Annotated in this window: 20 protein-coding genes, 1 tRNA gene and 1 pseudogene; 16 read left to right on the top strand and 6 right to left on the bottom strand. The window is 42.6% G+C overall.

Features of this window, described 5'->3' with window-relative positions; genetic code table 11:
- Nucleotides 1–75 precede the first annotated feature (75 nt).
- The 4 genes from Q9R24_RS01450 to rpmE all read left to right on the top strand — a co-directional run bounded on the left by Q9R24_RS01450 (nucleotide 76) and on the right by rpmE (nucleotide 4,192).
- Nucleotides 76–2,244 carry an AmpG family muropeptide MFS transporter gene (locus tag Q9R24_RS01450; protein ID WP_311203557.1) on the top strand — a complete coding sequence of 723 codons (2,169 nt, stop codon included), beginning with the start codon at nucleotides 76–78 and terminating at the stop codon, nucleotides 2,242–2,244.
- Between the two features lies 1 nt (nucleotide 2,245).
- Nucleotides 2,246–2,647 (top strand): lactoylglutathione lyase, encoded by a 402-nt coding sequence (gene gloA / locus Q9R24_RS01445; RefSeq protein ID WP_311203556.1) that lies wholly within the window; start codon nucleotides 2,246–2,248, stop codon nucleotides 2,645–2,647.
- Between the two features lie 144 nt (nucleotides 2,648–2,791).
- Nucleotides 2,792–3,772: a bile acid:sodium symporter family protein gene (locus Q9R24_RS01440; protein ID WP_311203555.1), complete on the top strand. Its 981-nt coding sequence runs from the start codon at nucleotides 2,792–2,794 to the stop codon at nucleotides 3,770–3,772.
- Between the two features lie 195 nt (nucleotides 3,773–3,967).
- Nucleotides 3,968–4,192, top strand: a complete 225-nt coding sequence (gene rpmE, locus Q9R24_RS01435; protein ID WP_004279743.1) for a 50S ribosomal protein L31 — start codon at nucleotides 3,968–3,970, stop codon at nucleotides 4,190–4,192.
- A gap of 100 nt (nucleotides 4,193–4,292) precedes the next feature.
- On the opposite strand, the gene Q9R24_RS01430 is transcribed toward rpmE, so the two are convergent.
- Genes Q9R24_RS01430 through epmB form a run of 3 tightly spaced genes read right to left on the bottom strand, consistent with a single transcriptional unit; the run spans nucleotide 4,293 to nucleotide 9,217 of the window.
- Nucleotides 4,293–6,458, bottom strand: coding sequence for an EAL domain-containing protein (locus Q9R24_RS01430; RefSeq protein WP_311203554.1), 2,166 nt, complete (start codon nucleotides 6,456–6,458; stop codon nucleotides 4,293–4,295).
- Nucleotides 6,440–8,185 carry a GTPase gene (locus Q9R24_RS01425; protein ID WP_311203553.1) on the bottom strand — a complete coding sequence of 582 codons (1,746 nt, stop codon included), beginning with the start codon at nucleotides 8,183–8,185 and terminating at the stop codon, nucleotides 6,440–6,442. Before Q9R24_RS01425 ends, Q9R24_RS01430 begins: the two co-directional genes overlap by 19 nt.
- A 9-nt stretch (nucleotides 8,186–8,194) precedes the next feature.
- Nucleotides 8,195–9,217: an EF-P beta-lysylation protein EpmB gene (gene epmB / locus Q9R24_RS01420; RefSeq protein WP_311203552.1), complete on the bottom strand. Its 1,023-nt coding sequence runs from the start codon at nucleotides 9,215–9,217 to the stop codon at nucleotides 8,195–8,197.
- A gap of 382 nt (nucleotides 9,218–9,599) precedes the next feature.
- Here epmB and efp point away from each other — a divergent pair, with 382 nt between their 5' ends.
- The 8 genes from efp to Q9R24_RS01380 all read left to right on the top strand — a co-directional run bounded on the left by efp (nucleotide 9,600) and on the right by Q9R24_RS01380 (nucleotide 17,698).
- Nucleotides 9,600–10,169: an elongation factor P gene (gene efp, locus Q9R24_RS01415; RefSeq protein WP_004279747.1), complete on the top strand. Its 570-nt coding sequence runs from the start codon at nucleotides 9,600–9,602 to the stop codon at nucleotides 10,167–10,169.
- Nucleotides 10,170–10,340: 171 nt separating this feature from the next.
- Complete coding sequence (locus Q9R24_RS01410; RefSeq protein WP_004279748.1) at nucleotides 10,341–12,440, top strand: carbon starvation CstA family protein; 2,100 nt, start codon at nucleotides 10,341–10,343, stop codon at nucleotides 12,438–12,440.
- 7 nt (nucleotides 12,441–12,447) lie between these two features.
- Nucleotides 12,448–12,753, top strand: a complete 306-nt coding sequence (locus Q9R24_RS01405) for a YbdD/YjiX family protein (protein ID WP_171054308.1) — start codon at nucleotides 12,448–12,450, stop codon at nucleotides 12,751–12,753.
- A 439-nt stretch (nucleotides 12,754–13,192) separates the two neighbouring features.
- Entirely contained in the window at nucleotides 13,193–14,155 is a 963-nt protein-coding gene (locus Q9R24_RS01400; protein ID WP_253159036.1) for an AAA family ATPase, read from the top strand.
- Nucleotides 14,156–14,167: 12 nt separating this feature from the next.
- A complete protein-coding gene (locus tag Q9R24_RS01395; protein WP_311203551.1) occupies nucleotides 14,168–15,073 on the top strand; it encodes a DUF58 domain-containing protein in 906 nt (301 codons plus the stop codon).
- A 13-nt stretch (nucleotides 15,074–15,086) separates the two neighbouring features.
- Nucleotides 15,087–17,081, top strand: coding sequence for a DUF3488 and transglutaminase-like domain-containing protein (locus Q9R24_RS01390; RefSeq protein ID WP_311203550.1), 1,995 nt, complete (start codon nucleotides 15,087–15,089; stop codon nucleotides 17,079–17,081).
- Nucleotides 17,082–17,128: 47 nt separating this feature from the next.
- A tRNA-Val gene (locus Q9R24_RS01385) sits at nucleotides 17,129–17,205 on the top strand.
- Nucleotides 17,206–17,281: 76 nt separating this feature from the next.
- Complete coding sequence (locus tag Q9R24_RS01380; RefSeq protein ID WP_228127368.1) at nucleotides 17,282–17,698, top strand: hypothetical protein; 417 nt, start codon at nucleotides 17,282–17,284, stop codon at nucleotides 17,696–17,698.
- Between the two features lie 630 nt (nucleotides 17,699–18,328).
- Here the strand turns inward: Q9R24_RS01380 and Q9R24_RS01375 are convergent.
- The 3 genes and pseudogenes from Q9R24_RS01375 to Q9R24_RS01365 all read right to left on the bottom strand — a co-directional run.
- Nucleotides 18,329–19,273, bottom strand: coding sequence for a sensor domain-containing diguanylate cyclase (locus Q9R24_RS01375; protein WP_311203549.1), 945 nt, complete (start codon nucleotides 19,271–19,273; stop codon nucleotides 18,329–18,331).
- A gap of 859 nt (nucleotides 19,274–20,132) precedes the next feature.
- Nucleotides 20,133–20,423 carry a hypothetical protein gene (locus Q9R24_RS01370; RefSeq protein ID WP_004280169.1) on the bottom strand — a complete coding sequence of 97 codons (291 nt, stop codon included), beginning with the start codon at nucleotides 20,421–20,423 and terminating at the stop codon, nucleotides 20,133–20,135.
- A gap of 81 nt (nucleotides 20,424–20,504) precedes the next feature.
- Nucleotides 20,505–20,746: pseudogene (locus Q9R24_RS01365) on the bottom strand (S24 family peptidase); the annotation flags it as partial.
- 167 nt (nucleotides 20,747–20,913) lie between these two features.
- Here Q9R24_RS01365 and arsC point away from each other — a divergent pair.
- The 4 genes from arsC to arsB all read left to right on the top strand — a co-directional run bounded on the left by arsC (nucleotide 20,914) and on the right by arsB (nucleotide 23,403).
- Entirely contained in the window at nucleotides 20,914–21,348 is a 435-nt protein-coding gene (arsC, locus tag Q9R24_RS01360) for an arsenate reductase (glutaredoxin) (RefSeq protein WP_311203548.1), read from the top strand.
- Between the two features lie 208 nt (nucleotides 21,349–21,556).
- On the top strand, nucleotides 21,557–21,877 hold the full coding sequence (locus Q9R24_RS01355; protein ID WP_004646559.1) for a metalloregulator ArsR/SmtB family transcription factor: 321 nt from the start codon (nucleotides 21,557–21,559) through the stop codon (nucleotides 21,875–21,877).
- A 6-nt stretch (nucleotides 21,878–21,883) separates the two neighbouring features.
- The gene (locus tag Q9R24_RS01350; protein ID WP_004280165.1) at nucleotides 21,884–22,357 is read left to right on the top strand and encodes an arsenate reductase ArsC; all 474 of its coding nucleotides are present in this window, start codon (nucleotides 21,884–21,886) and stop codon (nucleotides 22,355–22,357) included.
- 5 nt (nucleotides 22,358–22,362) lie between these two features.
- Nucleotides 22,363–23,403 carry an ACR3 family arsenite efflux transporter gene (arsB, locus tag Q9R24_RS01345; protein ID WP_311203547.1) on the top strand — a complete coding sequence of 347 codons (1,041 nt, stop codon included), beginning with the start codon at nucleotides 22,363–22,365 and terminating at the stop codon, nucleotides 23,401–23,403.
- The last annotated feature ends 1 nt before the right edge of the window (nucleotide 23,404 follow it).

Raw genomic sequence — 23,404 nt, 5'->3', positions numbered from 1 at the left:
TAAATCTTGTTGAAAGATACGCTATTACAGGATTGAATAGCAGCAATTGGTTTTTCTGCGGAAAATAATAAAGCAATGACAACACAAACGACGGGTTGGAAATCCGCATTTACAGCATTTTTAGATCGACGTGCATTGATCATGCTGTTCTTGGGGTTTTCGGCTGGTGTGCCGATTCTTCTGATTTTTTCGAGTCTGTCTTTATGGTTAGGTGAGGCCGGAATCAGCAAAAGTGCAGTAACTTTCTTTAGCTGGGCCGCATTGGGCTATTCATTTAAATTCGTCTGGGCACCGCTCATTGATGAACTTCCTGTCCCATTTCTGACCAAGGCTCTGGGACGTCGTCGTGCCTGGTTGCTGATTGCGCAGATTCTGATTGTCTGTGCCATTTCCATTATGGCCTTTTCTGATCCGGCTTTGGGTGCAACACATTTACAGCAAATGGCGCTCGGTGCAGTCCTGCTTGGTTTCTCCGCAGCAACACAGGATATTGTGATTGATGCCTACCGGATTGAACTGGCGGAAACCCAGATGCAGACCGTATTGGCCGCCACCTATAATGCCGGTTACCGGATCGGGATGATCGTGGCCGGTGCTGGTGCCTTGTTTCTGGCAGCCTATTTAGGAACAGCCAAAGGCAATTATATTTACGATGCCTGGAAATGGACTTATCTGGCCATGGCTGCCGTCATGCTGGTCGGTATTATCACCACACTGTCCATTCGGGAGCCGCAGGTTAACCGGGTACGCAAACACTATGTGCGCAGTGATTATTTCCGTTTAGTTGCGGTGTTTTTTGTGGCGGTGATCAGTTTTGTTCTGAGCTATATCTATTCGGGCAATCTGGTGGCCAGCATCACCGAACAATTCGCCATTCAAGATACCTTTGCCTTATTCTGTTTTGAGGCCTTGCGCTTTATTGGCTCAGGTGCCGTCGCATTTGCTATCGGGGCAAGCTTGGTAAAATTGGGTGCGGTTAACAAGCAGATGGCCTATGAAACCTGGGTCAATCCGGTTGCAGATTTCTTTAAGCGTTATGGCTTGAAACTGGCATTGGTCTTGTTATTGCTGATCGGTTTTTATCGAGTCTCCGATATTATTGCCGGCGTCATTTCGAATGTGTTCTATCAGGACCTGAATTTCAGTAAAGAACAGATTGCCGAGGCGGTTAAAGTCTATGGAGTGATTTTCTCTTTAGTCGGTGGTTTCCTTGGCGGGCTCTTGGCCCAGAAGATGAACATCATGAAACTGATGTTTGTCGGTGCCGTACTGGCCTGTTCCACCAACCTGATTTTTATCGGCCTGGTCAAGTCTGGTGAAAAACTGGCAGCTGTGGAAGTTAAAGCCGGTAATCAGGTTTATCAGGCAGAGACCGATGAAGTGGGTTACTGGAAGCTAGATGTACCGAGTGCAGTGCTGGCGAAGAGCAAACAGCTACAAGTGTCAGCCGCTTATCTTAATACAGATAATACCAATCAAGCGCCAGTGCAGGTCAGCATGCCGTATTTGACCGCACAACAGGGCAGCACCCAGTTACAGATCCTGCCGATCACCAGTGACAATACCCTCACTGTAGCTGAACAGGACAAGACCATTGTGGTGCGTGGCCAATATGTAGGTGAAGCACTGCAAGAGAATCAAAAAATTGTTTTGCAAATCAATGATCAGAATATTGAGGCAAAACTGGAAAGTGAAGGCGTATTTACTGCCGCGATTCCTGCACAACAACTGATTCAGTCACCTGCACATATTATCAGTGCCGTCCTGATGCAAGATGGTCAAGCACTACAGCAAACCATACATGTTTATCAGGTCAATGATCAGCTGAGCAGTACCCAGAATTTGGATGTCGATATTCAGCCCTTGGCAGTGGTTGATGGCAACAGTTCAGATACGGTCGAAGTCAGTGGCAAGGTGATTAAACCTTATAGCGACAAGTGGCTTTATTTTGCCATTATTGTCGATAATCTGGCCGCCGGGCTGGCTGGTGCTGCGTTTATTGCATTCTTGTCGAGCTTGACCAGTGTGTCATTTACTGCTGTTCAATATGCGATTTTTAGCTCACTCATGACCCTGACGCCTAAGATTTTAGGTGGATATTCGGGTACTATAGTCACCAATATCGGTTATCCGAATTTCTTCCTGATGACTACTCTGATTGGGATTCCGATCCTGATTCTGGTGGTCTGGGTCGCAAAACTGCTCGGTGAACACCAACAACAATCTGTACAGAAGGATGATTAATATGCGCATGCTACATACCATGTTACGTGTAGGCAATTTAGAACAATCTCTTAAGTTCTATACTGAAGTACTTGGCATGACTTTGCTTCGTAAGCGTGATTACGAAGAAGGCCGTTTTACCCTGGCTTTTGTCGGTTATGGCGATGAAGAGAATCACACCGTACTGGAATTGACGGATAACTGGGATACAGACAGCTATGAACTGGGCAATGCTTATGGTCATATTGCGATTGCAGTTGATGATGCTTACAAGGCTTGCGAAGAGATTAAAGCGCGTGGCGGTAATGTGGTGCGTGAAGCTGGCCCAATGAAAGGTGGCGTGACTGTAATTGCATTTGTAGAAGATCCAGATGGCTACAAGATCGAGCTGATCCAGCAAGACAACAATGCACGTAATAACTAAGTGTGATGTAGCGAGATATATGAAATGCATTCATGTATAGATGAAAATATTACATCAATCTGAGTGCATAGCATGGGCCCGGCATCTGTTAAGATAGTCGGGCATTTTTATATCAAACAATAAAATCTGAGGGATTATAGGGATATGCTTAAGTTCTTGGCATTGGATCGGTTTACGATACTGTTGTTTGTGATGGTTTTGCTGGCCAGTGTGTTGCCAGTTTCGGGGAAGGCGGCTGAAGTCTTTGGCTGGGTGACGACAGGAGCGATCGCCATCCTGTTTTTCCTGCACGGCGCCAAACTGTCTCGTGAAGCTGTGCTGCAAGGCATTATGCACTGGAAATTGCATACTTTGGTTTTTGCGCTCACTTTTGCTTTGTTTCCAATTCTCGGACTTTTGGCCAAGCCGATTTTATTACCGATGCTCGGACAGGAACTATATTGGGGTTTCCTGTTTATGTGTTTCCTGCCATCCACTGTGCAGTCCTCGATCGCATTTACTTCGGTGGCTCATGGCAATGTCGCCGGGGCGGTATGTAGCGCCTCTTTTTCCAATTTGATCGGTATGTTTATTACCCCATTATTGGTGGCATTTTTTATTCTCGGTCAATCTGATCATGGTTTTGATCCGACTTCATCGATTATCCAGATTACACTGCTGCTCTTGGTGCCGTTTATTTTAGGACAGATTCTGCGTCCATGGATCTATCCGCAAATGATGAAAATGCCAAAAATCGTCAAGGTTTTCGATCAAGGTTCGATTTTACTGGTGGTGTATGGCGCTTTTAGTAGCGCCGTAGTGGCTGGTCTGTGGAATGAAGTAAACCTGAGTACCTTGTTGTTGCTATTGCTGGCTTGCTCGGTGTTACTCACCATTGTGATGTTATTATCACTTTATATTCCACGCTGGCTGGGCTTTAGCCGCGCTGACCAAAAAACGGCATTCTTTTGTGGTTCCAAGAAAACCTTGGCCAGTGGAGTACCGATGGCGCAAATTTTATTTATTGGCCAGCCGCTGGGCATGATTGTCCTGCCGATCATGATTTTTCATCAGATTCAGTTAATGGTCTGCGGGATTATTGCCAATCTGTGGGCCAAAGAGAGTGAATCAGAAGCTGAAGAATAATTCGCATATTGAATTCGTTTCACGTATAATAATGCCCACTTGTTGTGCTTAGCTCTGACGGTATCCGTCTCGGTGGGCCAAAAGAATGGTCTGTTGTGGTGTTGATCTGCATGAACGATGTTCCTGCTTCCTCATTTGAGAGTGATCAATAGCGATGACAGCTAAACCTTCTTGAATCTAATGGAGTAATCGACGATGCGCGCCGATATTCACCCAAAATATGAAACTTTAGTTGCTACTTGTTCATGTGGTAACGTAATCGAAACTCGTTCAGCTCTTGGTAAAGAAACTCTTTATCTAGACGTATGTTCAGCTTGCCACCCATTCTACACTGGTAAGCAAAAGAACGTTGACACTGGCGGTCGTATCGACAAGTTCAAACAACGTTTTGCTGGTATGTCACGTTCTGTTAAACGTTAATACCCAAAATGAAAAAACGGGCTTTAAGCCCGTTTTTTTTGTGCCTGCAATTTAGAAAATTATCATTCGATTTCCTAAATGCACAGGCTTGTACAAGATCTTAGTGATCTTGTACATCAATCAAATGATCAAGTTTTTTCTGGAAATAATTCCCCTGAATAAAGCGGGCATCCACGTTCCAGGCATTCGCGAACAGTGTCATATCATTTAATTCACGGATCAGAATATTGAGTGGCTTGATTTCATTGTAGCTGGTAATTTTTTCCTGTAGTTGCTCAATCTCGGTATCTTTATTGAGCATATTGGTTAAGTTTGAATGTAAGCTGACACCATCCAGTTCAAGTTCGCGCAGTAAATTTTGACTGTACATGGATTGACCAAAATCACGCAGTGCAATCAGTGCGCCATGTTCATACAGCACGCGTAGATATTTTTGTGCATCTTGCTGATTCAGTAAAATATCTTCTTCTGAGAATTGCAAGATTAGCGGATGCTTCACTTTACTGCGAATAATCGTAATCAGCTTGGAAATAAATTCCGGGAAGGTGCGGTCTTTAAATAGCACGGCACGGTTCAAATTAACAATTAAGCTTGCATCAGGATACTGGGTAATAAAGTTGTGTAGCTGTTTACTGGCTTCAACCAGAATCCAGCGATCCAGTTTAATGGACAGTTCATCATCTTCATGAAGTTCTAAAAGGCTAGAAATATCCTGCCATTTATTCTCAAAAATAAAGCCACTGGTCACTTCATAGGTATATAAACGCGTATCTTCTTTATCATAGAGTTGCTGATACTTTAAATGGATCTCGCCACGTTCCAGACATTCACTTAAGGCTTTCAAAATAGAAGGTGTAGCGCTAGGAATAGACGTGACTGCTGGACTGATCGTTGCCACTGTTGAGCTGGCAACTGGTGTTTCAGCAACACTGAAATCTATACTTGGCATTTCTACCATGGCCGGACTGCTCAGTGATGCAGGAATATCGAGTTTAAATTCAGGTACAGCTTCTGCTTGAGGTAAAGATGTCGAGAATGCTTGTCCAATCAGCGTATTGCAGTGCATTTCATCCTGTAAACCCTGTTCAAGCGTGACATAGCCTAAGCGCAAATTTAGAGGGAATGACTTTTGTCCCACTGTAATGAGTTGCGGTTTGCTTAAGGCATTTAAACTGATCAGTTTGGATTCAAGAATTGCTTTAGAGTCTGCCTGGAACAGACCGACAACGACATCATATTCCAGTTTAAACAGGGGAATATGGGTCTGTTCCTTGAGGAATTCTTTGACTGCATCAAAGTACCCATTAAAAGTGGCCCAGTCAGATTGTAGAACTTCCGGGTCATATGCACTTAAAGAGAAAGTGACTAAGGCATTCACCGGTGCAGACTGCTTGTTCAGTTCACGTTTAAGTGACTGAAAAACACTTGGTTTTCCAGGAGTTTTCTCGGAAAAAACCGTTTGAGATTGAGTATCAATGCTAATTTGTACTGCATCTTCTTCAGCAGTTGAAGGCAAGAATTCCAGTTTTAATGGGTTAGATGCGGACACATGCGGATTCAGAGACTGAATCTCGACTCGACCTAAATCAAATTGACGCTGAGAGATCTTTTTGAAACGGGTTTTAAAATCATTCAAATCTGAAGGCTGGAGCAGATCTAGTAAAGGTAGACCAATGATCTCATCTTCATTTTGCAAGCCAAACAGTTTCAGGTAGTCCGCATTGACCTGAATATGAATCCCTTCCTGAATGGTGGCAACAGCACGGTTGCTGTCGTCTACTAAAGATTGTGCCTGAATTTGTGCTGTTTCCAGCTCAGTCATTAAATGTTGCTGAGATTGTGACAAACGGCTAAATGACAATGCTCGGACCAGTCCCACATAAAAGCGTTCCAAGTAGTCGAAGTTGAGAATGTCATAGATCCCTTTACGGATATATTGCGCATACTGTTCAGCCTGATAATCATCCGGTTTAAGCAAAATCATCGGAAGGTCAGGTTGCAGCGAAAGACGCACCAAACTTAAGGCCTGTTCGTATTTCAGATCGTAGGCACGCCCAAAAATAATCAGATCCCAGTTGAAATTTAATTGTTTTTCAAAAGACTGCAGATCATCCAGCAGCACAGCATCGACCTGATAATCATGACTGGTCAGAAGATCACGGATTTGGTTATATCTAATTTGATTATCATCAATAATCAGTAAACGTGTTTCAGTACGTTTTAACTTTTTAGACAATAATGGATTTCTCACTTCAATGCTTCCCATAAATCATGATTTCTGCTTTCATTCATGTGCTGATCGATAAAGTTTTCGATCATCTCTTCTTCCTGATCATTGAGTAATTCATAATCAAAACGGATGAAACTCTGCGTAATCAGTTGTGCTTTGGTCAGATAGATTTTGATTTCTTCCTGACCGAGACGTAAATGAATGGTTTGTTTTTCCCTAAACATCTGTGAACCAGAGACAATCAGGCTGGTCGAGACCTGATCCAGTTGCGTCATTTTCACCAACAGGGCAGGCTGATAGTTGACATGATGACGTTCGGTACGGGTATAAGCTGCACAAGGAAAGAGCTCTTGTGCCAAAATTTCCAGCCCGATTTCTAGGCTCTTATCCGTTGACTGCTTGATCCAGCGAATCACACCGCCACGCCACTGACTCTGGGTTTTTTCCTGAACCAGAATGAATTCACCGGTTTTCAGGTTAGCCGGGGTAATACCAGTCCATTTAATCCGGTAACCATTGACACTGATATCCAGAACTTCAGCGCTATGGATCTGTTTGGTTTCTCGATCGAGCGCCTTGATGCTGCTAAAACTACTTGGAATGGCGTTTTCCATCGAGCTGACAAAACTGCTTTCGCTCTGGAAATTATAATTGGCATCGAGTTCCAGGGTTTCATTGAAGTTTTTACCTTTAGACAGGTAAAAATGCGCCACGCTCAAGCCAAAGCAGATATTGATCTGTGCTGAATATTCATAACGTTCATGACGACGCTCGACATTGTTCGAGAGCAGATTGTAGATATGAAAATGCAGTGCAGGGGTCAGGAACAGTTTTTCATTCCGCGACAGATACTGCGTATTTTTGCTTTGAGTACCCGTTAAATGATCCATCAGGTTCTGGGTGGAAATATAGAAGCTCGGCTGAAACTGTGGCTCTTGATGGGTATTAAAGATCGGTGGATGATCTTTGCTGGCATCGACCACATAACGGGACAGCGTGGTTTCCTTCGGCAAGATCTGCACCAGTTTGGCCCAGTCAAAACTGCATAGATACAGGCCCTGGATTTCTGCAGGCCGGATCTGATGAGTATTGAAGATATCCAGTAAAATCAGCTGTGCATAGGCATGTGCAATATTCTGGATTTCATGCTGGGTGCCTAATACCTGATTGATATTGCTTTGATAGAAATTATTGTCTATTGCACATTCAAGCAGTTGATGGGCAGCCAGCCATTGTCCCAGACCTGGCGTGCTATACAGCATATGCTGTTGATATAACAGAAGGGTGAGTTGTTGCAGGGCATAATAAATCGACACCATCCGGGCAGTTTGAATGCTCTTCTTTTTGCCTAGAGAAAATAGCGAAAACTTCTGATGGGTCAGCTGATGATTACAGCGCTTGACGATATCAATATAAATTTTGGCAAAATGACTGCGCAACAGCATGGCCAGTTCAATGATCTGGTCATTTCGGTCGGAAGTGATCAGTCCCTGATTGACGAAATGCTTTTCCAGACTGGTCAAGACATTTTCAAGGGTGGGATGCAAGACCTGAATCAGGTCAAAGCGCAGGGTTTCTGGACATTTCAGCTCGGAAACTTCCAATAAGGCATTAAACAGGGATTTGGATGAATTCCCCAGTTGTAGAATCGAAATCCCCGCAACCCATTCCTGCAAAGCCTTGGCAGTGGTTGGGCAAAAGCTCAACTGCTCCCGTTTAAGTTCCGTCGGTGTCTGAAAAATGTCTGAAGTATGCGTGCTCATCTTTATTATTTAACTCAAAAATGTTGAAACCCCAAAAAGCGGTGTCTTATTCTTCTCGCCCGCTATTTCTCGAACCAGTTTAGGAACCAAATACCCCGGCAGGTTCGCTAAAACTTCTGTATAAATCTCATTAATATGGTCAGGCGCTAAATCAAAATGATGCGCACCTTTTACTTTATCAAGTACATGTAAATAATAAGGCATGACCCCGGCATCAAACAAGCGATAGCTCAAATCCACTAAAACCTGAGCAGAATCATTCACCCCGTTTAATAAAACCGCCTGATTCAAAACGGTGATCTGCTGTTGAACCAGTTGGTTTAAACGCTTGCAAGTGAAGTCATCCAGCTCCGATGCATGGTTTGAGTGTACCACCAGAATAATACGTAGCCTACTGTTTTTTAACATGCTAAGTAGCTCTTCGTCGACTCGGTTGGGGATCACAATAGGAACTCGTGAATGTATTCTTAAGAATTTGAGATGTGGTACTGATTCTAGTCGTTCAATCCAGGTTTTTAATTTTCGGTTCGATAAGGTCAGTGGATCACCGCCGCTCAAAATCACTTCATTAATATCGGGTTGGCTTTCCAGATATTGCTTGATATTTATCCAGTCTTCGTTTTTAGGCAGATTTTCCTGATAGGGGAAATGTCGGCGGAAACAATAACGGCAATGCACGGCACAGGCACCAGTCAAGGTCAACAGGAAACGAGATTTATATTTGTGCAGTACGCCGGGTTGCTGATTGGCCTGTTCTTCGCCCAAGGGATCGGTAACAAATCCTGGATGTTCTTCCAGTTCAAGATGATGGGGCAGCACTTGTAAAAGCAATGGGTCTAAAGGGTTTCCGGTCTGCATTTTGCCCACAAAAGCACGTGGTACGCGCAGTTTAAACTGTTCAGACGCCAAGATGGCACCTGAGAGCAGTTGCTCTGGTGCAAGTTGCAGTACTTCAAGCAGTTCGTGGGGATCAGTGATTAGGTCGCTGAGCTGTGATTGCCAGTTTTGTTCTTGATATAGATAGTTCGTCATGCCGGAAGATTAACAATAATAAGTGAGAGGACAAAGCCTGATGGGCGCAGTTTAACAGTTTGTGCGGAAGCGCAATAATCCACTGCGCTATAAAATAAAGAGTGATTCAGCTATGCTGATCTTCGTGCTCGCCTGATGGTATTTTAACGTTGAGCAAGACATGAATAAACAAAGGATTTTCATGTCTGATTGTAACTTAAACAGCCTGAGTGGGTGAAAGCGGATTTTTTCATTGCGGCAAAGTGTATTGCTCATTTAGAATACGCAACATCAAATGAATGTGCATGTGGCAACTCAATGTTCGTGTCAGACTTGCTAAATGACATCGCAACAGCCCATAGCATCAATAGATTAAAGTTAGTAAGTTTGGAGTGCGCCAGTCATGGCCTATTATTCTACGAATGATTTCAAGTCAGGCCTTAAGGTTATGCTTGATGGCAACCCATGTTCAATCATGGAAAACGAATACGTAAAACCAGGTAAAGGCCAAGCTTTTAACCGCGTAAAATTACGTAACCTTAAATCAGGTAAAGTTCTGGAAAAAACTTTCAAATCAGGCGAGAACCTAGAAGCGGCTGATATCGTTGAAGTAGAAATGGAATACTTGTACAACGATGGCGAAATGTGGAACTTCATGGATCCTGTTACCTTTGAACAGATCGCAGCTGATAAAACAGCAATGAGCGATGCTGCAAAATGGTTAAAAGACGATTCAAATGAAAAATGTACCATCATGTTGTTCAATGGCGTGCCTTTAAACGTGACTCCACCGAACTTCGTAGTACTTAAAATCGTTGAAACTGATCCAGGTGTTCGTGGTGATACTTCTGGCGGTGGCGGTAAGCCAGCGAAACTTGAAACAGGTGCTGTGGTACGTGTTCCATTATTCGTACAGCAAGAAGAAAGCGTTCGTGTAGATACCCGTACTGGTGATTATTTAGAACGTGCATAATGGTTTGAAAATAGACTATTATCGAGAGGGATGATTTAAATCATCCCTTTTTTTATGCCAAAGTCTTAGAGGAAAAGCGAAAGAACAGGCGTAAAGTCGCAAGGGAAAACAGCAGTACCTCGAACAACAACAATCACGCTGATTTGTATGCATCACAATATGAGGGATTGAATGGAAACTTTACAAAAGAAGTCGACGCTGACTTCGAAAATGATTTGGCTTTTGGTAGCCATTGTGGGTGCAGTCTCTTTCGGAGTTCTGGCACTGAGTCGGGGTGAGCATGTAAATGCAGTCTGGCTGGTACTTGCCGCCGCCTGTGTCTATAGCATTGCTTACCGTTTCTACAGTTTATTTATTGCCACCAAAGTATTTGAGCTGAATGAACGCCGTTTAACGCCTGCGCATCGTCTGGCCGATGGTCTGGACTATGTGCCGACCAATAAAAGCGTTCTATTTGGCCATCACTTTGCAGCGATTGCCGGTGCAGGTCCTTTAGTCGGTCCGATCCTGGCAGCGCAGATGGGCTATTTACCTGGGACGATCTGGCTACTGGTCGGTGTGGTGCTTGCCGGTGCAGTCCAGGATTTTCTGGTACTGTTTATTTCCACCCGTCGTGACGGTCGATCACTCGGTGAGATGGCCAAGCAGGAACTCGGAACCTTTGCCGGTATTATCGTGATGCTCGGTGCCTTGGGCGTGATGATCATCATTCTGGCAGTATTGGCGCTAGTCGTTGTTAAAGCACTGACTAACAGTCCATGGGGTGTATTCAGTATTGCAGCCACCATTCCGATTGCGATCTTTATGGGCATCTACATGCGTTTTATCCGCCCGGGTAAAATTGCTGAAGTCTCGATTATTGGTTTTGTCTTGATGATGCTGGGCATTATCTACGGTGAAAACATCGCACAACATCCATATTGGGGTCCGTTCTTTACGCTTTCTGGCACTGAACTCACTTGGGCACTGATCATTTATGGTTTCATTGCATCGGTACTGCCAGTCTGGCTATTGCTTGCTCCACGTGATTATCTGTCGACCTTCCTGAAAATTGGCGTGATTGCAGGTTTGGCCGTGGGTATCCTGTTTGCCATGCCTGAAATGAAACTGCCAGCGATTACCAAATTCATTGATGGGACTGGTCCTGTATTCGCAGGTTCTATGTTCCCATTCCTGTTCATTACTATTGCGTGTGGTGCGATTTCCGGTTTCCATGCCTTGGTTTCTTCAGGGACGACACCGAAACTGGTCAACAACGAACGCGATATCCGTATGATCGGTTATGGCGGTATGTTGATGGAATCTTTTGTAGCGATCATGGCTTTGATCTGTGCTGCAATTCTGGATCCAGGAATTTATTTTGCGATTAACTCACCAGCAGCCTTGCTCGGTACTACCGCAGAAAGCGCAGCAGAAGCAGTGCGAACCCTTGGTTTTGTGGTAACCCCTGAAGCCTTGAATTTACTGGCACAGGAAGTGGGTGAGAACTCGATTCTGTCGCGTACTGGTGGTGCGCCAACTTTTGCAATTGGTATGGCGCATATCATCACCGAAATTTTCAACAGTCGTGAAATGATGGCGTTCTGGTATCACTTTGCGATTTTGTTTGAAGCACTATTCATCCTGACTGCTGTAGATGCGGGTACGCGTGCCTGTCGTTTCATGGTGCAGGATACTGTCGGTATTGTGATTCCAGCAGTAAAACAATCACATAATTTCTTCGGAAACCTGTTGGGTACTGCGGTTGCAGTGGCAGGCTGGGGCTTCTTCGTCTATCAGGGCGTAGTCGATCCACTCGGCGGTATTAACAGTTTATGGCCACTCTTCGGTATTGGTAACCAGATTCTGGCTGCGATGGCGCTCATTCTCGGTACTGTCATTCTGTTCAAGATGAAAAAACAGAAATATGTGTGGGTGACAATTATCCCGACAGTGTTCCTGTTCATCACTTCCATGACAGCAGGCTGGCAAAAGATTTTCCACGAAAATCCAAAGATTGGTTTCTTGGCGCAGGCAGATCGTTTCAACACGGCGATTGCCAATAATGAAATCCTAGCGCCAGCGAAAACTGTGGCAGAAATGCAGACGGTAGCGATGTCGAACCAGATTAATGCTGCACTCTGTGCTTTTTTTATGATTGTAGCCTTTGTCATGTTGTTTGCTGCAATTCGCGTTATCCGTCGTGCATTGGCAAATCCTGAGCCATCTGTACATGAAGCAGAAGCGATTTATCGCGATCCTGAAGAGATTCAGCCAGCGAAAGGTCATTAAGGGGAATATTATGAATCTGAAGTTTGCCAAAAGCGGGAAAACGATGATTTATAAAATCATCAAGATGACCGTAATGTCACAAAAGGATTTAATACTGAATCCGAAAAACTGGTCGCGGATTGCGACCTTGTGGCAACGTTTGCAGCAAAGTTTCCGTCTGATGGTCGGTGTACCTGATTACCAGACCTATGTGGAGCATATGCGCAAGCATCATCCCGATCTGGAAGCCATGGACCCGAAAACATTTTATCGTCACTGTGTGGATTCCCGTTATCCATCTGCGGGCGGTGATATGAAGAAGTGTCCGTGTTAATCATTAATTCATAGCAAGCGCCTTTCGGGGCGCTTTTTTTTATCGTTAAAAATTAATATGAGGAATAGACGATCGCGTTAAATCTGAGGTCATTGATTGAGCTAGCGTAGAAAAGTTTTATTATAAAAATCCATGAAATCGCTTAAGTCTCTATACCTTTTAAGTATGATTCTTTTCAAATAGATGGATGAGCTCAGATTGGTATTTTGAGATTTGAGCGAAAAGAAAAATGATCTCTATTTGTGTCGATCATTTTATTTGTTTTCTGCGCTTCTTACTTCTTTTCAACCTGATCATTTTGACTCTTCTATTATTTAAATCCTCGCCATTTTCTAATCAGTATTTTTATTCAGTTACACAGACAGATGATTGATCTTTTGGGAAAATTTAAATTTCAGTGTATGTTAATCTTAGGCCATGTTTTATTAAGGAAATTATTGTGATCTGGGGCATGAAACAAAAGGAAAATAACGACATTGCACACATCAATACTGTGCTTGAACAAAAAATTGCAAGTTATGCACCCAAGATCCAGCGTTTTTTTGAAGAAGTTAATGCCATTGTGTTGGATAAGCAGGCCCAGACCACACTGGCACTCTGTTGTTTGATTGCAGGCGGACATGTCTTATTTGAAGATTTACCCGGATTGGGTAAAACTACATTAGCCAGCAGTCTGGCACATCTGGCTGGGTTAAAGTTCCAGCGGATCCAATTTACCAATGACATGCTGGCCAGTGATGTCATCGGCATTAATATGTTTAACCAGAAAGAACATCAGTTCGAGTTTAAACAAGGCCCGATTTTTACCCAGATTTTACTGGCAGATGAAATTAACCGTTGTAGTCCTAAAACCCAAAGTGCCTTACTCGAAGCCATGGAAGAGGGCTATGCCACCATTGATGGCGTACGCTATGCCTTGCCGAAACCGTTCTGGGTGATTGCCACACAAAACCCGCTGTTCCAAAGTGGAACCTATGCTTTGCCGGAATCCCAACTGGACCGTTTCCTGATGCGTTTGTCTTTAGGTTATCCATCGCGCCATGCAGAAAAACTGTTATTACAGCAGGAATCCCGTTTTGCCCTGATTGCCAGTCTGGCACATATTTTTACTGAAGATGAAATTCTAGATCTGCAAAATCTGACTCATCAGATATTTATCAGTGAAGCTATTCAGGAATATTTGCTCGATCTCGCAGAAAAAACTCGTAAAAGCCGTCATGGACTTTCTACGCGTGGCCTTCTGGCCTTAAAGCGTGCAGCACAAGCGCATGCCCTGATTCAACAACGCGCTTTTGTCACACCGGATGATGTGCAGGCGGTATTTGTCGCGGTGACTTCGCATCGTCTGGGTTTGAGTGAAGCTGAAACGTTTAATGTGATGCAACAGGTTGCGGTCAGCTAAAGGAGTCCTCTCTTGGATAAAACCTGGCAAAAATGGCTGGCCAAACGCTTTCAATTTTCTCAGCAGAAACAGCTCTCGCAGAAAGATGTGCTGGTATTTATTTATCAGCAGGGCTATCTGTATCTAGTGTTGATCTTCATCACCTTTGTGGCGGGGGTGAACTATGCCAATAACCTGATTTTAGGTTTCTGCTTTTTAATCAGTGCGGTGCTGTGTATCAGTTTTTATCTGACTTTTAAGCAATTGCATGACCTGAAAATTGAATTGATCGCAGATGATGTGGGGCAGGTCGGTCATAGCCTGAATTTGCATCTTTATTTTCAACAGCAGCAGCTTCGCCCCCGCTATTTGTATATCAAAGCAGGGAATCAGCTAGCGAAAGTTTATCTGAATGCACAAAAACAGCAATTTATTCTGCCATTTTATGCAGAGCAACGTGGCAAGTTTGATTATCCGGTGATTCAGATTTATTCGGTTTATCCCTTTGGGTTAGTTCGAGCCTGGACCTATCTTTATCATCAGCATTCGGCCTGGGTCGCGCCTAAAGCTGAAGTTTTTAGCACAGAAAATAAATATCACTTTAACCGTTTTGAACCGGATATGGATGAGTTCCGTGAATTACGCAATTACCAGTCAGGTGATTCCTTGCAGGCGGTGTCCTGGAAGCAGTTTGCGCGTGGGCAAGGCTTGTATGTCAAAGTCTTTGAGCAATATCAGGATGAGCACAGTATCGAGATTCATTATGCACATATGCCGAGCCAGTCACATGAAGAAAAACTTGAATTTGTGATGGGTCTGGTCGAGCAATGCGAGCAGCAGCAATGTGCGTACAGTCTGCATTTGCCACAGGCCGAATTGCCTCAGGGCGCAGGTGAAGAACAACTGCGGAAAGCCAAACAATTGTTGGCGCAGGCTTAAGGCGGATAAATTCATGATCAATGCAAAAATCCGTACCTCGATTGTGCTGACTTTGGGCCTGATTCTCATCGCCCAGATGGCATTTATTCCGGTTCTACTCAGTATTATTTTTGCGATTAGTATTGTATGTATCTGGATTTTCCTGAAACGTCAGCAGCCATTTCCTAAAATGGGTACTTTCCTGCTGACGGCTTTGGCACTCGGCAGTATTTATTTGAGCCATCATAGTTTTATCGGGGTCGAGGCTGGGGTAGCGGTTTTATCCACTTTTTTATTTGCCAAATCCCTGGAAAGTAAAAATAAACGTGACCTGATTATTCTGTTTAATTTTGCCCTGTTTGTCGCTGCCAGTTCATTCCTATATAGCCAATCTTTTGGGATGGCGATCGTGATTGTGCTGTGTTTAATCAGCTGTTTGATTGGCCTGTACCGGATTCAGACCAGTGAGTTTGAACAGGAGCAGACCACTCAGCGCGCAGCATTGCAACAGGATGCCAAGCATGTGGGCAAGTTTATCTTGTACGCTGTTCCATTTTTTATCTTGCTGTTTATTTTCTTTCCGCGCTTGCCGCCACTTTGGCATATTCCCATTCCTGAAAATAAGGGCGTGACCGGCATTGGCGATAGTATGTCACCTGGGGATATTGCTGAATTATCCCAATCTAGTGTCCTTGCTTTCCGGATTATTGGTGATGTCAGCAAGCTTCCGCCGCGCTCAGAACTCTATTGGCGCGCCTTGGTGCTAGATGAATATGATGGGCAACGCTGGACCAGCAGTTTCGTCAATCAGCAGCCTTTAATGCGACAACCGATGGATACCTCACCCGTACCTACAGGCTGGAACTACCAATATCTGGCTACGGATCCTTCGGTGTTCTGGATCATGGGTTTGGAAAAATCGATACCTGTGGAACGCCGTTATTATAACCGTCAGGATTGGAGCATTGTGCCGAGACGGCTCACGCAACGTATTGAACCGATTTCGTTACAATGGATCGGAACAGAATATGACCCTCAGGCTTTGCCAACGCAATATATCGAGCGAACGAATACTCAGGTGCAGCGCCGACTTGACCCGCGAGCACAACAATTAGCACAACGTCTCTATACGCAAAGTGCGGAAGATCCTCGGCGTTATGTACAGAAAGTCTTGAACTGGTATCGGCAGAATAACTTTGTTTATACCCTGAAGCCGGGTCAATTGGGGCAAAACCGGATTGATGAGTTCCTGTTTAATTCCCGGCAAGGCTTTTGTGAACACTATGCTTCGAGTTTCGTGATGCTGATGCGTTATGTCGGGATTCCTGCACGGGTGGTCACAGGTTATCAAGGGGGGGAGCTGGCCCCGGATCGGATGAGCTGGGAGGTCCGACAGCTCGATGCCCATGCCTGGACAGAGGTTTGGATTGATCAGAAATGGCAACGCTTTGATCCAACCGCAATGATCGCTCCACAGCGTATAGATGATGGCATGCAAAATCTGCTTTCTCAGGATGCATGGGTATCGGCAAATCAGTCGACCTGGAACTCGCAGCATAATCTATGGATCACCAAACTACGCGTTTGGAGCGATTATGCCAGCTACCAATGGCAAAGTAAGGTGGTGGGTTATAATGCAGAATCACAACAGAGCTGGTTATCAAAATTAGGACTCGGTTCAGTTTATTCGAGTGTCATAATTTTACTGGGCAGTATTGCACTATTGATTTTGGCCTATATCTTCAGAATTTATCTAAAAGCCCGACAGGCGCAATCTCCATTTGATCGTGCGATTCAACAGCTGAATCAATCTTTAGCTGACGATCTCAAAAAGCTGCCTGCTGAAACTTTTCATCACTGGATGCAGCGTTTATCCCAACAGGCTCAGGTTGAAAACCAGACAGCATTTATTCAAGCCATCCAGATCTTTGAAAAAAATCTTTATTCGGGAACCTCAATAACTGAGCAAGAAGTGAAAAAATTCAAGGATTTGCTTAAAACTTGCGCGGACGTTTTAAAAACTAAATGAAAAGGCTTGTTTTCGGTCGGAAAAATTTATAATATGCCAAGCATTCTAGGTGTATAGCTCAGTTGGTTAGAGCGCTACGTTGACATCGTAGAGGTCAGCAGTTCGAGTCTGCTTATACCTACCAAGATTCTAAACGTTATGTTATAAGGGTTTTAAGCGAAAACAGTAGCTTAAAGCCCTTTTTTAATGCCTTGAGTAAAGTGAGCCGTTATCCGCACTATCTGCAAAACCCGTATTTTATGCAGTTATTGCCGTTAAATTTACGTCAAGTTTACGTCAAGAATTTTGGAAATTACGTAATGAAATTACCCAAGCCCAGAAAGCGCGGTTCGGCCTACTACATTGAACTAATGATCAATGGAAAACGTTCTTCAGCAACTCGTGATACCGCAAAAGAATGTGAGCAAGGGGTAGCTCAAAAGATGCTTGAAGCGAAGGTCAATCAGATGGCGGAAGACTTGAGCATAAAACAGTACTATCCCTTCAAAACACTTTTTCATAAATACTATGATGAGCATGGCCGTAAACTTCGCGGATCCAAATACGTCAAAGAACAATTAGCGCCGTTTGATGAAAAGTTTGGTGTACTGGCAGATATGTCTATTCATGACATTTAGCTTAAATATTTCAGCTCAAAGTGCCGCAAATTAATAAATTGATTGAACTGCTGCACTTGCGTTGTACTCGGCTGGAATAGGCTGATCAGCCACAGGCAGATTCGCAGTGTAGGTTCAGTCAATTTTTTATCACGCACAGCGCTTGCTTCATGCTAGATGACATCTTCTAGGGTTTGCGCATCGTAAGATGTTGCTAATGCTGATATGCCTTAAAGAAGAAAGGTAAGAGCAGATAGATCTGTATAAATGTTTGGGCCTGCAGCATTTCGGCTTGTATGACTTTTTTACGTTGGTCACTACGGCGCTCGCTGGCGAACTTAAGGTTTTTTGGCATGGACTTTTATTATTTTTATAATCAGTCTTCATGATAAAAGTAAATTGTTGATCCTAACCGTTTGATCAAAAACCTGGGAATAAACTGCAGGATTTTTGTTGGAAAAGTCGCAATTTTGATAGGGCTAAGTGCAGAATTAAAACGGATTAAAGCTCTTAATGGTATGAAAAATAATAGTTTTTATTTCAAAAAAATCTCTAGGGTTTTCGGTTATATTGAATTATTTCAATAGTACATCTTCAGATTGTAGATAAGGCCTTACCAGATACAAAGGCTGCATCGGGTAAGTAGTTTAATTAATGGCTACTCGATTTGACCATAACTTTATTCTGATACATCTTTGCATCTGCTTCTTTGATAGCTTCAGCTAACCCAAAGGTTGGATTACGCATTGCAAAGCCAATTGCAGCACTAATTCCAACTTTTGTAAAAGTATTTTGAATTCTTGATGCAAGCTTCTTCGCATGCTCTAAGTTAGTTTCAATGGTCATCACAGCAAACTCATCACCCCCTAAGCGAGCGATAATATCATTACTACGTACCGTGTTTTTGAGAGCTAAAGCCATTCTTTGAATGAGCTCATCACCTGCAGCATGACCCAGAGTATCATTTGTGATCTTAAGATCATTAAGGTCTATCATAAGAATAGCAGTAGGGTGACCATAATGCTTACAGCGCTCTTCCTCTTTGATAATAAGCTCATCCCAAGCACGACGGTTGAAAAGTCCAGTCATTGGGTCGGACATTGCTTCTATTTCAAAACGCTCAGCTTTACGTATGTACTCAGCAGCTTTCATATCAGCTTGAATCGTATAACTGAGTACCTTTGCTATCAACTCGAATAATGGAGCATCTTCAACAAGAATTTTAGGTTGAGGTTCGGGATCAATTGCACATAGAGTGCCAAAAAGAGAGCCATCTTCTTTATACAGAGGTTGGCCGATATAGGCTTTAATTGAGACTAGGTGATTTATAGGTGCATCTGCGTAAACTTGAATATCAGGTGAATAGGGAGCAATACGAGGCATATTACTTTGTACCATGTGTGAGCAGAATGAGTCTGCCCAATGAAATACTTGTCCGGGCTTAACGTTATAGCCATTATCTTCACTCAATAATACAATCCAGTCGTCACCCTCAGTACGAGTAATCATCCACAATTTGAAGCCAAAGCGTTGAGATAAGAATTTTAAAATGGCTTGGCCAGCTTCTTCAAAGTTATTAAAGTTAATATTATTCATGAAGTGAACCTACTGCAACAGTAAGAATATATATGCGAAATACCCAATATATGAGTAATTCTTATAAACGGGAGCCTAAAATAGGTATTATATAGAAATGTGTGAAATTTATACTAAAAATAATACTTAAAGAAATTTATTTTTATAATGAAATTTAAAATTAGCCTGCGGTTAGAAATACCAAGATGTAATTTTCTTATTACTTATGAAAAAATGCAATCACTGCCATTATAGCTGCGATATTCATAAGTATTAGAAATATATAAAAAGTCATAATGAATCGAAGCTACCAAAAAATTTTCAAAATTATAGTTCTAAAGAAGCATTTTAAATGTATCTTAATTATTAACAACGAAAGGAAATTGTAAAGTCGAAAGGAAAAGTGTCTAACCCTTTATATTATAATAATATTTATATTAATTTAGTGATTTATCCAAATCATTCAACAGTTTATCTTCATTGTACGCATTGGGGGGGACAATCTTATAAGAGCTGGTATATAGTTTCCTTTAAATTTTTTGGGATAAGCTTCACATATAAGAAAAAATATAAAGTTTATTGTTATTTAACTTTGAATTATATAGAGAATCTTATAAAAGAGAACTCGTACATATCGGATTGTTTAATATGAACTTAGAAAAATAAGAGATTAAAATCATGTCATCATTTCTAATAATTATAGGATTTATATGATGTTTTACAGGGATAATTTTTAGACCACATATTTCCCATAAAAAGGTCAAGAATTATATGGCTGCAAAAGCTGCTGGCTTCTTATGTATGTTACCAGGAGTATTTCTATTTTGTCTTAGATCTTATTTAACATAAATCCCCACGCTAGGGGGACTCGATTCTAGTCTTAAAAAACTTCGTAATTACATACTTCTATTCTTGAAATAAAATCGAGAGGCATTGTCAGTCTCTCAGCTGTAATAGTTTCAAAATGAACCCAGATAGCAGCATCTCTATTCTCAAAACTAATACTTACAAGTTTAACTAAGTCGTAAGGTTCAACATTATGGGTCAAGATAATATTATAGAGGTGATCTGAGCGTACGTACGAAATAAGCATTTGATGGATAGTTAATTGCTCTTTACTGCTTAACTCACTGTAATTACTTAGTTCTGGTAAATCATTTTGAATATTCACTTCAATCCTTAACAATCTTAAATTTTCTGTAGAAAACGGCGATTTTATCAATTTAGACAACGCTGAATATATTGACTTTTGTTAATTCTTTCTAAATCTTGTTCTCGCTCGATAAACATAGCGTATACAGTTAACTACCTGACCTACAAATATACATTGGTTGTTTAACTCAATAATATTCGGCTTGAACTCTGGACTTAGAGCCTGAAGATATCTTTTTCCATTTGTCTCAATAACTAATTTTTGAAAGTAGCATCATCACCGTAACGAACCATAATAATGTCATCAGATTGCATGTCTCCGTAATAAGCATCCGGATCAACTGGACTGCTCCCAGTATCCTAGACATAAGACAGCCTCATTTTGAAACTGTTTCCAATGGTTTTAGAGTCCTCATCTCAGATTTTATTCATAAAGCACATATATTTTATATTGCGAATATGCGTATATTCATATATAAAACTATGATTCATTGATAAGAGGGAAGCTCATGAATCAAATGCCAAAAGTCCAAATTTATCATAACTCGGCCTGTGGCACCTCACGCAATACGCTGGCGTTAATTCGCAATGCGGGAATTGAGCCGGAAGTGATCGAATATCTGCTTACGCCACCCTCGAAAGATCAGCTGGTCAACATGGTTCGGGATGCCGGTTTGACGGTTCGTGAAGTGCTCCGTAAAAATGTCGATCCCTACACCGAGCTGAATCTGGATGATGCCGGCTGGAGCGATGAGAAACTGCTGGATGCCATGCTGCAACATCCGATCCTGATCAATCGCCCGTTGGTGGTTACCGAGTTTGGAACCCGATTATGCCGTCCATCGGAAGTGGTACTGGATATTCTGCCTTTGCCACAATTAAAAGCCTTTGCCAAAGAAGACGGTGAAATCATCGTGGATGAACAGGGCAATCGGGTAAAATAAAGTGTCCCTCCATGCGAAAAAGCTTCAACTTGATTGGAGCTTTTTTATCTGAAAAACACATTGACGATGACCTATATCGGAAAAAGCGGGAAATTGTTCAAGCGAGCGCTTTCTGGTAGGCATATTCTGATCTGGATATCATTTTTGACAGGTCATCTTTACCATATATATGGATATGTGTATATTTGCATAAAAAATGGGAGCAATTATGGACCACGTTCAGTTTTTTAAATGTTTATCTGATGAAACACGTCTCAGTATTGTCCTGCTAATTGCACAAAACAAAGAGCAATGCGTCTGTGATCTGACCGATAAACTGCAGTTAAGCCAGCCGAAAATTTCACGTCATCTGGCCTTGTTACGTTCTTGTGGTTTACTCAACGATCGCCGGCAAAGCCAGTGGGTGTACTACAGCATTAATCAGCAATTGCCGGCCTGGTGTTTTGAAATTCTGGACGTGCTAAAAGCTAGTGAGGTTCCGGTTTTATTTGATTCTTCCGCTCTATCGATTCAGAGCCATTGCGAGTAAGTTTTCATGAAATTTTTGTTTTTATGTACGGGGAACAGTTGCCGCAGCATTCTCTCTGAAGTGTTGTTCAATAGCCGTGCGCCAGAAGGCTGGGTCGCTTACAGTGCCGGCAGCAAACCTTCCGGTCAGGTGCATCCCTTGACGCTTGAAACCCTGCACAATCTGGGCTTGTCGACTGAAGGCTTATCCAGCAAAAGCATTGATGCCTGTGAACAGTATCAGCCAGACGTGGTGATTACCGTCTGTGATGCGGCTGCACAGGAAGCGTGTCCTCTTTATCTTGGCGGAGCGATCAAGGCGCACTGGGGCCTGTCTGATCCGTCCCATTTAGAGGTGGATAAAGAAGAAAAAATGAAAGCCTTTATGAGCACTGTTGAACATATCAATCGTCGCTTGGATGCTTTGTTTAAACTTAACGTAAATGAGCTTTCTCGCTCGCAATTGATTGCAGCGATTAATCAAATTTCGAATGTTGAGTAAGTCACATGTCTGAAAAACGCATGTCCTTTTTAGATCGCAACCTGACGCTCTGGATTTTTATTGCCATGGCGTTAGGCATCGCCATAGGAAACTTTTTTCCTCAAGCATCGGTTGCTCTGGATCAATTCAGTATTAATTCAGTCAATATTCCAATCGCGATTGGTCTGATTCTGATGATGTATCCACCCCTGGCAAAAGTGGATTATGCGACCTTGCCGCAAGTGTTTAAGGATAAGAAAACCCTGACGCTATCTTTAATTCAAAACTGGTTGATTGCTCCGGTACTGATGTTTGCGTTGGCTGTGATTTTTTTGCATAGCTATCCAGAGTATATGACAGGCGTGATCCTGATTGGTTTAGCTCGATGTATCGCCATGGTACTGGTGTGGAATGGTCTGGCCTGTGGTGATAACCAATATGTTGCAGCATTGGTGGCGTTTAACAGTATTTTCCAGATTTTATTCTTCAGTACCTATGCCTGGTTATTCCTGACCTTCCTTCCGCCATATTTTGGTATTGAAGCTCGAGTGATCAATCTTAGCTTCTGGACCATTACCCATGCTGTTCTGGTTTATCTTGGAATTCCGTTCTTATTGGGTTTCTTAACGCGCTTAATTTTGGTGAAACAAAAAGGCGTAGAATGGTATCAAAACAAGTTCATTCCAAAAATCAGCCCGCTGAGTTTGATGGCTTTGCTGTTTACGATTTTGGCGATGTTTAGCTTAAAAGGAGGTGATGTCGTAAGTCTTCCACTGGAAGTTTTACGCATCGCGATTCCTTTAATCATTTACTTTGTGGCCATGTTCTTTATTAGCTTCTTTATGAGTAAATGGATGGGCAATGATTATCCAAAAACTGCTGCAATCTCATTTACTGCGGCTGGAAATAATTTTGAATTATCACTTGCAGTCGCTATTGCAACTTTTGGTATCGCTTCGCCAGTTGCTTTTACCACGATTATTGGGCCATTGGTTGAAGTACCTGTGTTAATTGCTTTAGTGAGTGTTTCACTGTGGCTAAGAAAGAAATATTTTAAAGAGGCTTGAT

The sequence above is a fragment of the Acinetobacter sp. RRD8 genome (genome assembly GCF_031844225.1).
GTDB lineage: Bacteria > Pseudomonadota > Gammaproteobacteria > Pseudomonadales > Moraxellaceae > Acinetobacter.
The sequence above is the reverse complement of the archived record's forward strand: the minus strand, read 5'-3'. Positions and strand labels throughout refer to the sequence as shown.